Genomic DNA, 13,597 nt, shown 5'->3' with positions numbered 1-13,597 from the left:
CGTCACTTTTTTCGGCGCTCATACCACGCCAGTGCGGGTTGGGTGCTGACGCCGTGCACCAGGATGCTCAGCGCCACCACCGACAGCGTGAGGTCGATGCATAGCTGCGCCACTTCGGGTTGCAGGTGATGGTTCAAGGCGTAGAACAGGTAAAACAGGCTGCCGATGCCGCGTATGCCGAACCAGCCGATCAATAACCGTTGCGGCCCATCCAGCAATCTCCCCCAAGGCATCGCCAGCACGCTCAACGGGCGGATCACCGCGAACAGCAAGGCACCGATGGCCAGGGCCCGCCAATCCCAGTGATGGGCAAGGACCACGCCGAGCAGTGTGACCAGGAACACTTCCATGGAGCGCTCCACCAGGCTGCCGAACGCCAGCATGTCGCTCATCATCACCCCGGCCGCCACCTGGCCGTCGTCCAGGGCCTGGGTGTCGCCGTGCACGGCCTGCTCCGGTTCTACCGCTTCATGGCCCACCAGCGGTTGCACCAGATGCTCGGCCGGCGGCGCGTTTTCATCGGTGGACTCGACTTCCGCCTGGCGCAATCCCAGGCCGGCGGCGAACACCGAAAGAAAGCCATAAGCCTGCACCGACTCCGCCGCCACGTAGGCCAGTGCGATCAGGGCCAGGGCCAGGTAATCGTTTGGCGACAGGGTACTGTCGGCGTTCTTGATGCGCATCGACAAGGTCAGCCGGCCGATGCCACGCCCCAGCCAGTAGCCGATCAGCAGCCCCGCCGGTACGGCCCACAAGACGTTGCGCAAGGCCCACTCGCCGAGGAATCCGCTGCCGTCTTCCTGCAGCATGAGCAAGCCAAGGATGACAAAGGGAAATGCAGTGCCGTCGTTCAGCCCGGCTTCCCCGGACAAGCCGAATCGCACGCGATCATCGTCGCGGGCATCATTGACCTGCACCAGTGCCGCCAGCACCGGGTCGGTGGGTGCGAGCATCGCGCCGATCAGCATGGACACGCCCCATCCGAGCCCAAACAGGTAGTGCAAGGTCAGGCACAGGCCGACGATGGTCAGGATCATCACCGGACCGGCCAGCCCGTAGGCCACGCGCCAGCTGCGGTTCTTCAATGGCAGGCGCAGCTTGAGGCCGCTGACGAACAGCGAGAACACCACGGCAACTTCGGTCAGATGCTCCATCCAGCCTGACGAATCGTCGACCCCCAGCCGCAGCAGTCCCAGCCCCGCCGGGCCAATGACGACGCCCAGCACCAGGCACACGGCCGAGGTGGTGACCGGCATCCAGCGCAGGTAGGACGACGTCAGGGCCAGGGTCAGCAACACGGCACCGAGCACCGCTACCCACACTGTGAAAATCATCGTTGCTCCTTGGATTGTGACCACTCATTTCCTTGTGGCGAGGGAGCTTGCTCCCGCTGGCCGCGCAGCGGCCTTTCTTTGGGGGCCGCTGTGCACTGGAGCGCCAGCCCGGCCCAGCGGGAGCAAGCTCCCTCGCCACGAAAAACCGCCTTGCCTAGCGTTCGAGGGTGTTAGCGAAGCGAGGGTTCCCCGGCATATCGGCAGGCTCCCGTTTATCCGGGCGCTTTTCGATCCAGGGGAATTTTTTCCCGTGCGCGAGGCTCTGCAATGGAAGAGACGTGCTGATCGAGCGTCCCGTCGAGAAACCCAAGAGGCCTTTATGACTGCGCTGACATCCCTCCAATCCAGGCCTGCCACCGCGCAGCCGTTCACCACTGCGGGCAACGTTCGTCAATGCTACGAGCGGCTGCTGCAGGGCCCCGACGACAGCGACAAGCAAGCCGATGCCCAAGCCTTCCTCCAGCCTTTGCTGGAGCAGGCCGCGGCGTTGCCCCAGGAAATGCCCGACGATCCGGCGGCGCTGCTTGCCTGGGTAGAACAGCACAGCGCCGGCGTGGCCCGGCAGTACGCCGACTACCTGGAGCGACGCAAGAGCGGCGGTCGTCGGGAGTTCTTCCACAGCAAGGCCCAGGCTTTGTACTTCCTGCAGGCCGTGGCGCCGACCAAACTGGTGGATGGCGCCTGGTTGTACGGCGTGCTCAGGCACTGGCATGACCACCGTTTCGAAGGGCTGCTGTGTACCTATCTGGAAGAGCTCGGCGATGGTGTGCCGGCCCAGAACCATGTGGTGCTCTACCGCAAGCTGCTGGCCGAACACGGCCTGTCGGACATGCCCGACATCCACGACGACCGCTATCTGCAAGGTGCGGTGCAACTGGCTTTGGGTTATGCCGGCGACGAGTATCTGCCCGAGGTCATCGGCTACAACCTTGGCTACGAACAACTGCCACTGCATTTGCTGATCAGTGCCTACGAGCTGAGCGAACTCGATATCGACCCGTATTATTTCACTCTCCATGTGACCATCGACAACGCCAGCACCGGCCATGCCCACAAGGCTGTGCAATCGCTGCTGCAACTGATGCCGATGGAGGCGGATCGCGAATCCTTCTGGCGTCGGGTCACCCTGGGCTATCGCCTCAACGACCTGGGGCAGGGCAGCCGGGCGGTCATCGAGTCGTTTGACCTGGAACGTGAAGTCCTCGACATGCTTGAGCGCAAGCGCCCGTTTGGCCAACACATGCATTCCGATTACTGCAAATTCGAAGGCAAGACTGTCAACCAATGGCTGGCGGAGCCGGGGCAGCTGGAAGGTTTCCTCAAGGCCATGCAAGGCAAAGGCTGGATCCGGCGCCACGAAGATCCGCAGAACAGCCGCTTCTGGACCCTCATCGAAGGCGCAGGCGCGGCGATGTTCGGGGTCTTCAGCCCTTACGAAAAGCAGCTGTTGCACGATTGGATCGCCGGCGACTGGTTGGAGGAGCGCGGTCGCTCCGGTGCGCGCCGCAGCCTTGGCGCGGCGCAGGATACCCAGGCACCGACGCAGGATCCGGACGTGCAGAACCTGCAGCAATTACTGCGGGGCAAGGCGCCCGATGCGCAGATGCAGATCCTCATGCCCTGGCTTTCGCCGCGCGCCCATAGCCATCCGGCCGGGCTGCTGGCGACCCGCCGGTTCATCGAACTCAAATCCGCCCTTCGTTAGGAGCCCTGCATGAATCAGGAAGATCGCCTGTCCGAACCCGACCTGGCGCTGCTGCAACTGGGTCGCCGCCTGCACGCCGACGGCTACCGTTTCATCACCCCGACACCGTTGACCCATGAGCGGGTCAATAAACGGCCCGGCAACGAGCGCTCGAAGACCCTGCGGGACGTTTTCGGCTGGTCGCGGCCGTTCGCGCCTGGGCTGATTTCCGCCGATGAGCAGCGTCAGTTGCAGGAGGCGCAGGTGCTGGAGGAACGTGACGGCCTGTTGTACAGCCGCGTGCGCTGGTCGAGCCTGGACGGCATGCTGTTCGCCCATTCGCAGTTTCCCACCCAGGCCAATGACGCCGTGTTTTTTGGCCCGGACAGCTATCGGTTCGCCCATCTGATCCATACCCACCTGCAACAGAACTTCACCGCGGTGCATCGGGCCGTGGACATCGGCTGCGGTGCCGGTGTCGGGGCCATGGTGATTGCCCGCGCCCGGCGCGAGGCCGAGGTTCTCGCCGTGGACATCAATCCCCTGGCCCTGCGCCTGTGCGCGGTCAACGCCGCGCTGGCCGAGGTCGCCAACGTCGAGGTCGCCCACAGTGATGTTCTCCGGGACGTCGAGGGCAGCTTTGACCTGATCGTTGCCAACCCACCGTACATGGCCGACCCGGCCGAGCGTGCCTATCGCCATGGTGGCGGCGCGCTGGGCGCCGGCCTGTCGCTGCGTATCGTCGAGCAGGCGTTGCCCCGGCTTACGCCTGGTGGCTCGCTGGTGCTCTACACCGGCGTGGCGATGGTCGACGGTCGCGATCCGTTCCTGGAGGCGCTTGGCCCTTGGCGCGATTCGGCGCAGTACGCCTGGACTTACCGGGAACTGGACCCGGATGTCTTCGGCGAGGAATTGCTGACCCCGGGTTATCAGGACGTGGAACGGATCGCCGTGGTGGCGTTGGTTGTCACCCGCACGGGTGCGGGTATCGGAGGGAACATCGATGAACAGGCGTCTGAAGTTCGGCATTGAAGAGGAATATTTCGTCACCGACCTGCAAACCCGGCACATGCCCGACCAGCCGCCCGCGGCGGCGATTGCGGCATGCCGGGAGGAGCTGGGTGAGCATTTCGCCCACGAGATGTTCCTGAGCCAGGTGGAGATGGCTTCGCCCATCTTCGAGAACCTGGCGGAGGCCGCCGATTACCTGGCCCAGGTGCGTAGCGGTCTGACGCGGCGCCTGGCACCCCACGGCCTGGGATTATTGAGCGCCGGCTCACATCCGATGACCACGGTCGGCTTGCAGCCCACCGACGAGCTGCACTTCCAGCAATTGTTCGACGACTACCAGCGGGTGGCGCGCCGCAGCGTGTTATCGGGCCTGCATGTACACGTGGAAGTACCGGGCGATCTGGACCGGGTCAAGGTCATGAACGAAGTGTTGCCGTGGCTGCCGATGTTGTTGGCGCTGAGTGCGTCTTCGCCGTTCTGGAACGGCGGCTACAGCGGCTTCAGCAGTTATCGCCAGGTGGCCTGCGATGAATGGCCGCGGATGGGCGTGCCGGAGTTCTTCGCCGACGAGGCCGCGTTCAACGGCTACGTCGACATGCTCACGCGCACCGGCTCCATTCGCCAGCCCAGCGATTGCTGGTGGGTGCTCAGGCCGTCGTCGCGTTACCCGACGCTGGAGCTGCGTATCTGCGATGCCTGCCCGCGGATCGACGACGTTCTGTGCCTGGTTTCGCTGTTTCGCCTGATGGTTGCCCATGCCTGCGCCCAGCCCAAGCCTGGGGCCAATTACAGCCTGATGTCGCAGTGGATCCTCAAGGAAAACCGCTACCGGGCCAAGCGCCACGGCATCCTGGCGGAGTTCATCATCGAGGGGCAGGAACAACCCTTGCTCATTGGCGAATGGCTGAACCTGGCCGAGCAGACCTTCGCCGACACCGCAACAGCGCTGGGTGTACAGGACGTGTTCAAGCAGGCCCGCCGGATCGTTCAGGAGGGCACCAGTGCTGATCGCCAGGTCGTGCTTTATGAACAAGGCTTGCTGCTGGGAGACTCCATCGAACAGGCCTTGAGCCGGGTGGTTGATCAGTTGCTCTCGGAAACCGCCGGCATGCCGGTGGCCGATCCTACCCTTGCGCAAGTTGCAGGTGGCCCATGACCAGCAAAACCCTTGAAGACTACAACCGCATGCGCGACTTCGCCGCCACCCCGGAACCGGCGGCGAAACGCTCGCGCAAAGCGGCGAAAACCGCCCATGCCCTGCAGTACTGCATCCAGAAGCACGATGCCACGCGGCTGCATTACGATTTTCGCCTGGAGCTGGACGGCGCGCTCAAGAGCTGGGCAGTGCCCAAGGGACCGTCCCTGGATCCGAAGGTCAAGCGCCTGGCCGTGCATGTCGAAGACCATCCGCTCGATTACGCGACCTTCGAGGGCAGCATTCCCGAAGGGCACTACGGCGCCGGCGATGTCATTGTCTGGGACCGGGGCGTGTGGATTCCCCAGGGCGACGTACACGAAGCCTACGAAAAGGGCCGCCTCAAGTTCGAGCTGCGCGGGGAGAAACTCGCCGGCCTGTGGAACCTGGTGCGCACCCATATGCCCGGTAAACAGGAGCAATGGTTCCTGATCAAGCATCAGGACGACGCAGCCCGTCCGGAGAGCGAGTACGACGTGGTCCAGGCCGAGCCGGACAGCGTGCTCAGCGACCGCACGATCGTGCCCAAGCGCCGAGGCAAGGCCGCTGCTGCCAAAGCCGTAAAACAACCGGAAAAAGCCGCGCCGCCGAAATCGTCAAAAAAAACCGCGAAGACCACCCTCAGCGGCGCCGTTGCCGGCCCGATTCCCGAAACCCTCAAGCCGGAACTGGCGACGCTGGTGGACAGCGCGCCCGAGGGCGACTGGCTCTACGAGATCAAGTTCGACGGCTACCGGGTCATGGCGCGTATCGACAACGGCGATGTGCGCTTGATCACCCGCAACGGCCATGACTGGACCCACAAACTGCCGAAACAGGCCGAGGCCTTGGCCGGGCTCGGATTGGAATCGGCCTGGCTCGACGGCGAGATGGTCGTCGCCAATGAGCAAGGCGTGCCGGACTTCCAGGCCCTGCAAAACGCCTTTGATGCCGGCAGCAGCGGCAAGATCGCCTATTACCTGTTCGATTTGCCCTACCTCAACGGCATGGATCTGCGCAAAGTGCCGGTGGAGGAGCGTCGGGCCGCGCTGGCAGCGGTGCTTGAGGCGAATGAAGATCCGTTGCTGCGTTTTTCCGACGCCTTCGAGGAAACCCCCGAAGCACTGCTCAACAGCGCTTGCCAGATGCGCATGGAAGGACTGATCGGCAAACGCCAGGGCAGCGCCTATGTGTCCCGGCGCAGCAGCGACTGGATCAAGCTCAAATGCAAGAATCGCCAGGAGTTTGTCGTGGTCGGCTTCAGCGAGCCCAAGGGCTCGCGCAGCGCGTTCGGTGCCTTGTTGCTGGGCCTGCATGACGTAGACAGCGGTGAGCTGCGGTATGCCGGCAAGGTCGGCACCGGTTTCAACGAGACGACGCTCAAAAGCATCTACCAGCAGCTGTTGCCCCTGGAAACGAAAAAAGCCGCCGTGGTCAACCCCCCCACTGGTTACGAGGCCAAGGGCGTGCACTGGCTCAAGCCGGAATTACTGGCCGAGGTGGCATTTGCTGAAATGACCAAGGAAGGTTCGGTACGCCACGCGGTGTTCCATGGCTTGCGCAACGACAAGCCGGCCAAGGCGATTACCCAGGAACTGCCGAAACCGATAGAGAAGCCCGCCAGGAAAAAAACCGCCGCCAAGGAGGAGCCGGCACCGGCCAAGCCCAAGACCAAAGCCAAGGCCAAGACCACCCAGGCACCGACCCTGGACGGCAAGGTGCGCATTACCCACCCGGACCGGATCATCGATGCCAGCAGTGGCACGACCAAGATGCAACTGGCCGAGTACTACGCCAGCGTTGCCGAATTCATCCTGCCGGAACTGGCCGACCGTCCGGTGGCCCTGGTGCGCGCGCCGGACGGCATCGCCGGCGAGCTGTTCTTCCAGAAGAACCCCGAGCGCCTGGCGATTCCCGGCATCACCAGCCTGGACAAGGACCTGACCGGACAACCGGTGATGATCATCAACAACGCCGAAGCGCTCATCGGTGCGGTGCAGATGAGTACCGTGGAGCTGCACACCTGGAACGCCACTTCGGTAGACCTGGACAAACCCGACCGTTTTGTCCTCGACCTTGACCCGGACCCGGCGCTGCCGTGGAAAAGCATGGTGGAAGCCACGCAACTGACCTTGTCGGTGCTGGATGAGCTGGGCCTGAAGGCGTTTCTCAAGACCAGCGGCGGCAAGGGTATCCACGTGGTGGTGCCGCTGACCCGCAAGTTGGGCTGGGACGAGGTCAAGGGCTTCAGCCACGCCATTGTCAGCCACATGGCCAAGCTGTTGCCCGATCGCTTCTCGGCGGTATCGGGACCGAAAAACCGGGTGGGGCGGATTTTCATCGATTACCTGCGCAACGGCCTGGGCGCCACGACCATTTGTGCCTATGCCGCCCGCACCCGTGAAGGGCTGCCAGTGTCGGTGCCGATTTATCGCGAAGAAGTGGCCGAGCTCAAGGGCGCCAACCTGTGGAACGTGCACAACGTGCATGAGCGGTTGGCGGAGGTGGGGCATGAGCCTTGGGCGGACCTGAAGAAAACCCGCCAGGGCATCACGGCCGAAATGCGTCGGCGGATCGGGATGAAGACCACCTCCAAGTAGCTGGAGCCCGGATACTCAGCCGGAGCCAGACCGCTTTTGTGGCGAGGGAGCTTGCTCCCGCTCGGTTGCGCAGCGACCGCAAAAAGCTCAGGGCTGCTGCGCACCCCAGCGGGAGCAAGCTCCCTCGCCACGAAAGCAGTTCCCACTGGAGAACCCCTCTGTCTACAAAAGAAATTATCCAGCTGGAAGGCCCAACCCTGGCCAGCCGCCTCTCTAATAAACCAGCGCCCGCCGCAATTGCTCGATCGCTTCGATCAACTCGTCATAGGACACCGGTTTGCCAATGTGCTGGTCAAAACCCGATTGCTGCGACTTGTGCATGTCGACAGACGCACCGTACCCGGTCAGGGCGATGGCCGGGATGTTTTTGATGTGGGGCAACTCGCGCAGCGCCTGCATCAGTTCATGGCCATTCATCACCGGCATGCCCAGGTCCGAGATCACCACGTCGTAACGGGCGTCCCGGGCCGCTTCCAGCGCTTGCAACGGTTGATCGAACGCAACGACGTTGGCGTCCTCCATTTCCAGCAGCAGCTTGAGGGTATCGAGCACGTCGGGGGAATCGTCCACCAACAACACCGTCAAGCCGCTCAGGCGTCCGGATTGCTCTTCGCAGGCTTGCGGCTTGGGCGCCAGCTCGGCGCTGCTCAAGGGTAGGCGGATGGTGAACGTACAGCCTTTGCCCAGCCCTTCGGACTTGACCTCGACGCTGCCGCCGTGGGCTTCGGTCAACTGCCGTACCAGCGACAGGCCGATTCCCAGCCCTTCGCGCTGATGGGTCGCATGCTGGGTCTCGGCCTGGCCGAACAGGTCGAACACTTCGCTCAAGTGTTCCGCGGCAATACCGACGCCTGAATCCTTGACGTCCAGGCGAGCCATGCGCCCGTCCTGGCTGGCGATCAACTGCACGCGGCCGCCGTTCGGGGTGAATTTCAGCGCGTTGTTCACCAGGTTCCAGATGATCTGCTCCAGCCGGGTCGGATCGGCGTTGACAATCAGTTCGCTGCCGGGCCCTTCGGGGAGTTCCAGGGTGACCTTGTTCGGGTGGTTGTCGTTGATGACCACGGTGTAGATGTCTTGCAGCACGCGCCCGAGATCGACCGCCAGGCGCTTGAGCTTGAGCTTGCCGGTGCGTACCCGGGCCACGTCCAGCAGGTCGTCGATGATGCGCGCCTGGCTGGTGACCGCGTCGCAGATGGTATTCACGGCCCTGGCCGCCGCGGTGACTGTCTTGGTCACCGGCAGGCGGCGCAGCAACTCGGCATTGAGCTGAATCAGGTTCAACGGGTGCTTGAGCTCGTGGGACATGACCGCGAAGAACTCGTCCTTCAGATGGTTGGTGTTCTGGGTTTCCATCAGCCGCTGGGTCTGTTCTTCGTGCAGGCGCTTATGCCCGGTGAGATCACGGGCAATCTTCACATAGCCCTGCAAGTAGTCGCCACTGAGCAGCGTGACTTCGCCGCTGCAGAAGAAGCGGCTGCCGTCCTTGCGTTGATGCCAGCGCTCGTCTTCGCAACGGCCTTTGGTGCGAGCGGTGCTCAGTTCGGTTTCAGGAGCGCCAAAGCTACGGTCTTCCGGGGTAAAGAGGAAGTCGTAATAAGCGCCTTCGGCTTCGGCCTTGGTATGGCCGAAAATCAGCTGCGCGCCGGTGTTCCAACTGGTGATCACGCCATGTTCGTCGAGCAGGATGATCGCGTAGTCGCGGGTGCTTTCGGCCACCAGGCGCATGCGCTCTTCGCCCAGGCGCAACTCTTCTTCAGCGGCCCGGCGCTTGGTGATGTCGATGAAGGTCAACACCGTGCCGTCGATGTGGTCTTCGCTGGAGCGATAGGGCAGCAGGCGGGCGATGTACCAGCGGTCATCGTTGCTGCTGATTTCGCGCTCGATCATGTTCAGCGATTCGAAAACCTGGGTGGCGTCGGCGGCCATGTGCGGATAGTCGAGGCGGTGGGTGATGTCGAGCAGTGAACGCCCGGTGTCCACCGGGAGCATGCTGAAGATTTCCGTGGCCCGCGGGGTGAACCATTTGATGCGCATGCTGCGGTCGACGAATACGGTGGCGATGTCGGTGGAGGCAATAAGGTTGGTGAGGTAGTCGTTGATCTTGTCGGTTTCCTCGACCTTGGTCTTGAGCTCGTAGTTGACCGTCAGCAACTCTTCGTTGATCGATTGCAGCTCTTCCTTGCTGGTCTCCAGCTCCTCGGTGGCCGAGCGCAACTCCTCGTTGATGGCCTGCATTTCTTCGTTGGAGGCCTTGAGTTCCTCACTGGAGACCTCAGCCTGCTCGATAGTGTCCTGCAGGTGCGACTTGGTCCGCTGTAGCTCGCGCTCCAGGTTGGCCAGCACCTGGTTTTCGGTCTGGTTGGTGATGGTAGCCATCTGTTGGCTGGGATCGACTTCCTCCTCCTCGAACACGACAAGGACAAACTCGCCATCGGATTCGTCGTCGCGATACGGCTGGACCAGCAGGTCCACCAGGAAGCGTTTGCCATCGCGCTCCATATTGACCTGGCGGGACTTGACCGGCTGGCCGTTCTGGTTCACCTGGAACAAGGCGGTGCGGATTTCCAGGCGCAGCTGCGGGTTGATCAGCGTCAGCAGGTTGCGCGACATCTCGCCGCCAACGTGGCGCAGATAGCGGCCGGCGGTTTCGATCATGTGCAGGATGTCGCCATTGCTGTCGACAATTATGCTCGGTGGCGCGGCCCGTTCGATGGCACGCAAGTGGATATCGGCAAACGACACCTTGCGCGGCGCGATGATCTGCGGCGCGGCCAGGGACGAGGTGCTGCGCACGTAGCCGCCACGGGGCATGGTCGGGGTGCGGCGGCTGGCGGCAGTGCCGTACTTGGCTTTGAAGATCCGGTTGCGCTTGTCCACCGGACTGAACAGCTCGCCGCAGGCATCGGCCGACTCTGACGAACCGAGGAACAGGTAGCCACCCGGGCGCAGGGCAAAGTGGAACATCTGCAGGATTTCCCGCTGCACCTCGCGGTCGAGGTAGATCAGCAGGTTGCGGCAGACGATCAGGTCGATCTGCGAGAAGGGCGGGTCCGACAGCAGGCTGTGTTTGGCAAACAGCACGCGCTCGCGGATTTCCTTGCGCACACGGTAAGTCGCGTTTTCCTTGAGGAAATACTGACGCAGGCGGGTAGGCGGCACGTCGGTGACAATCGCCTCCGGGTAGGCGCCATTGCGCCCGACGGTAATGGCGCGTTCGTCGATGTCGGTGGCGAATATCTGCAGCTTGGCGTTGCTCGAATCGTGCTGTAGCTGATCGCTGAGCAACATGGCCAGGGTATAGGCCTCTTCGCCGGTGGAGCAGCCGGCCGACCAGACCCTGATTTCCTCAGGCGGCACGCTACCCGGCTCGACCGGCTTCAACAGGTTGGGCAGGACGTCGCGCTCCAGGGCTTCGAAGGCTTCGCGATCGCGGAAGAAATTGGTCACCCCGATCAGCAGGTCGCCCAGCAGCGCCTTGGTTTCTTCGGGATGACTCTGCAGATACGCGTAGTAGGCGCCCAGATCTGGCTGGGCGGTGACCTGCATGCGCCGTTCGATGCGCCGCAACACGGTGGCCCGCTTGTAATGCTTGAAATCATGCCCGGTGCCGGCGCGCAGCTGCACCAGGATGTCATGCAGCGATTGCTCGGCGGCGACTGCTTCGCGCTCGGAGGTTGGCGGTTGGGTCTTGATTTCCGGGTCGTTGGCCGTCGGCAGACGAATATTTTGGGAATTGCGCCACAGCTCCAGGAGCTTTTGTGGCATCTCCACCACGGGAAGTACCAAGTCGACCATCTGGGTGTCGATGGCGGCTTGGGGCATGCCGTCGAATTCGGCGTCCTGGGGCGATTGGGCGATGGTCACGCCGCCCTGTTCCTTGATGCGCGACAGGCCCACGGCACCGTCGGAGCCGGTGCCCGACAGCACCAGGCAGAATGCCCGCTCCTTGTGTACGTCGGCCAGGTCACGGAAAAACAGGTCGATAGCCACATGCCCGCCGAGGCGCGGCTCGGCCGGCCTGACCTTCAGATATCCGTCGTTCATCGACAAATTATGGGCGGGGGAAATGACATAGACATGGTTTTTCTGGATCGGGACCGTCTCGCTCACCTGGAGCACCGGCATCTTGGTCGATTCCTGGATGATCCTGTCGGCGATGCTCTGATGATCTGGAGCCAGGTGCAGGACGATCACGAACGCCATGCCGTTGTCCTTGGGCATGTGCTCGAAAAACTGCTTGATGGCCTGCAAGCCGCCCGCGGAGGCGCCGATTCCTACTACCGGAAAATCGAGGCTGCTGGGGCTCAGCTCTCGTCGCTGTGGCACGTTAGGAGAGCGTTTGCTTGATGAAGACATATGACATTGGCCTTAGGAAGGGCGGCGCAGCGGTCCAGCGCTGTCGCCTCGATGTTCAGGATGCAAAAACTCGCAGGATAGTCGGGTTAGGCGAAGATTGCGAAGCGGATGTCCGCCCAACCGCTGCTACCGTCATTGTGCGCCTCGACGCGGGCTCAGCCCACTGGCACGCGAAGGTATTCCGGCTGCAGGTAGTTGAACCACAGCAGGATCATTTCCACCAGGGTCGTGACCAGCACCAGCAAACCAACGCCCCAGACGCTCGCCGAGTACAACAGCCCTTGTTCTTTCTTCAGGCCCATGAATTTTGGCAGGCCGACGAACAGCAGGAACGTCGAGTAGGCCGAAGCGAGCAACAGGACCGCTACCGCCAGCCAGCGGCTGGGGTACAGCCCGAAGATGCCGGCCAGGAAGTACGGGGTTGCGGTGTAGGCGGCGAAACCGATGCACTGGTTGACCGTGGGCCGAGCCTCGAAGGTGCGCGACATCCAGCGAATGAACAGCCCCATCAGCGTGACGCCGACGACAATGGTCAGGTAGAGCAGGGCGCACAGTTGCAAGGCGCTGGCCTGACTCAACCTGACGGTCTCGTTTTCGGCCAGGCTCCAGCCGGTCCAGGTGGTGCCGACGAACAGGCACACCGCCGGAATCAGCGCGAGCAACAGCAGATGGGCCAGGTAATGGTGAGGGTGAGCCTGCTCCTGCTCGCGAATGTCCCCCCAGGCAAATTCCGGATGGGTGAACAGCTTGACGAAAAGCACAGACATGACGACCTCCTGATCAGGACAGCCTCTGCATGAGGCTCATACCGTTATGAGGTACGGGATCGGCCAGGGGTTTCATTTATTTGGCGTGTCCGGGCGACGGCGCGATAAAGGGAATGATTCGAAACCGCGGGGGTCAACCCATCAGCATCCATGAAGGACTGAATGCCATGACTGTTGCCCAATCCCTGGTTGATTATCTGCAAGACCATGAACTGCGCCTGACCACCGCCGAATCCTGCACCGCCGGGCTGATCGTCACCCTGTTGGCCGAAGTGCCGGGCAGTGGCTCGCTGATCGAAAGCGGCTACGTGGTGTATTCCCCCGAAGCCAAGCAGCGCTTGCTCGGCGTCAAGCCGCGCACCATCGATACGTTCAATCTCACCAGTCGCGAAGTCGCCGAAGAAATGGCCTTGGGCGCGCTACGCGACGCCAACGCCAACGTGGCGGTCGCCACGACCGGCCTGCTCGGGCCGGACGACAAGGACGGCATACCCGCCGGCACGGTCTGTTTTGCCTGGGCGTTCGAGGTGAATGGCCAGCGTGCGCTGTTCAGCCGCCGGGAGCGGTTCTTTGGCGACCGACGCCAGGTGCAGTTGCTCTCCAGCGAGTACGCCTTGCGGCAATTGCCCGGCTATCACCAGCGCGCTTTGGCCGGTGAACTTCGATAG

At 62.8% G+C, this 13,597-nt stretch carries 8 protein-coding genes; 5 read left to right on the top strand and 3 right to left on the bottom strand.

From position 1 onward, the window contains the following. Positions 1–2: 2 nt before the first annotated feature. The gene (locus J3P96_RS14160; protein WP_434651707.1) at positions 3–1,334 is read right to left on the bottom strand and encodes a cation:proton antiporter; all 1,332 of its coding nucleotides are present in this window, start codon (positions 1,332–1,334) and stop codon (positions 3–5) included. A 319-nt stretch (positions 1,335–1,653) separates the two neighbouring features. Between J3P96_RS14160 and J3P96_RS14155 the strand changes: the two genes are divergently transcribed. The 4 genes from J3P96_RS14155 to ligD are packed head-to-tail and all read left to right on the top strand — an operon-like array spanning position 1,654 to position 7,803. Then, entirely contained in the window at positions 1,654–3,039 is a 1,386-nt protein-coding gene (locus J3P96_RS14155; RefSeq protein WP_434651705.1) for an iron-containing redox enzyme family protein, read from the top strand. A gap of 9 nt (positions 3,040–3,048) precedes the next feature. Continuing rightward, on the top strand, positions 3,049–4,050 hold the full coding sequence (locus J3P96_RS14150) for a methyltransferase (RefSeq protein ID WP_434568535.1): 1,002 nt from the start codon (positions 3,049–3,051) through the stop codon (positions 4,048–4,050). After that, positions 4,022–5,185, top strand: a complete 1,164-nt coding sequence (locus J3P96_RS14145) for a carboxylate-amine ligase (protein ID WP_434651703.1) — start codon at positions 4,022–4,024, stop codon at positions 5,183–5,185. The genes J3P96_RS14150 and J3P96_RS14145 overlap by 29 nt, the downstream gene beginning before the upstream one ends. After that, the gene (gene ligD, locus J3P96_RS14140; RefSeq protein ID WP_434651701.1) at positions 5,182–7,803 is read left to right on the top strand and encodes a DNA ligase D; all 2,622 of its coding nucleotides are present in this window, start codon (positions 5,182–5,184) and stop codon (positions 7,801–7,803) included. The genes J3P96_RS14145 and ligD overlap by 4 nt, the downstream gene beginning before the upstream one ends. Before the next feature lie 213 nt (positions 7,804–8,016). On the opposite strand, the gene J3P96_RS14135 is transcribed toward ligD, so the two are convergent. Continuing rightward, complete coding sequence (locus tag J3P96_RS14135) at positions 8,017–12,162, bottom strand: CheR family methyltransferase (protein ID WP_434651699.1); 4,146 nt, start codon at positions 12,160–12,162, stop codon at positions 8,017–8,019. Between the two features lie 155 nt (positions 12,163–12,317). After that, complete coding sequence (locus tag J3P96_RS14130; RefSeq protein ID WP_434651697.1) at positions 12,318–12,929, bottom strand: Yip1 family protein; 612 nt, start codon at positions 12,927–12,929, stop codon at positions 12,318–12,320. Positions 12,930–13,096: 167 nt separating this feature from the next. On the opposite strand from J3P96_RS14130, the gene J3P96_RS14125 reads away from it, so the two are divergent. Further along, positions 13,097–13,597, top strand: coding sequence for a CinA family protein (locus J3P96_RS14125; RefSeq protein WP_434651694.1), 501 nt, complete (start codon positions 13,097–13,099; stop codon positions 13,595–13,597).

Source organism: Pseudomonas sp. R3-56 (genome assembly GCF_051132075.1).
Taxonomy (GTDB): Bacteria; Pseudomonadota; Gammaproteobacteria; order Pseudomonadales; family Pseudomonadaceae; genus Aquipseudomonas.
The sequence above is the reverse complement of the archived record's forward strand: the minus strand, read 5'-3'. Positions and strand labels throughout refer to the sequence as shown.

Coding starts and splice junctions, on each gene's coding strand:
- J3P96_RS14160 (WP_434651707.1), bottom strand. CDS start 1,334: ATGATTTTCACAGTGTGGGTAGCGGTGCTCGGTGCCGTGTTGCTGACC.
- J3P96_RS14155 (WP_434651705.1), top strand. CDS start 1,654: ATGACTGCGCTGACATCCCTCCAATCCAGGCCTGCCACCGCGCAGCCG.
- J3P96_RS14150 (WP_434568535.1), top strand. CDS start 3,049: ATGAATCAGGAAGATCGCCTGTCCGAACCCGACCTGGCGCTGCTGCAA.
- J3P96_RS14145 (WP_434651703.1), top strand. CDS start 4,022: ATGAACAGGCGTCTGAAGTTCGGCATTGAAGAGGAATATTTCGTCACC.
- ligD (WP_434651701.1), top strand. CDS start 5,182: ATGACCAGCAAAACCCTTGAAGACTACAACCGCATGCGCGACTTCGCC.
- J3P96_RS14135 (WP_434651699.1), bottom strand. CDS start 12,162: ATGTCTTCATCAAGCAAACGCTCTCCTAACGTGCCACAGCGACGAGAG.
- J3P96_RS14130 (WP_434651697.1), bottom strand. CDS start 12,929: ATGTCTGTGCTTTTCGTCAAGCTGTTCACCCATCCGGAATTTGCCTGG.
- J3P96_RS14125 (WP_434651694.1), top strand. CDS start 13,097: ATGACTGTTGCCCAATCCCTGGTTGATTATCTGCAAGACCATGAACTG.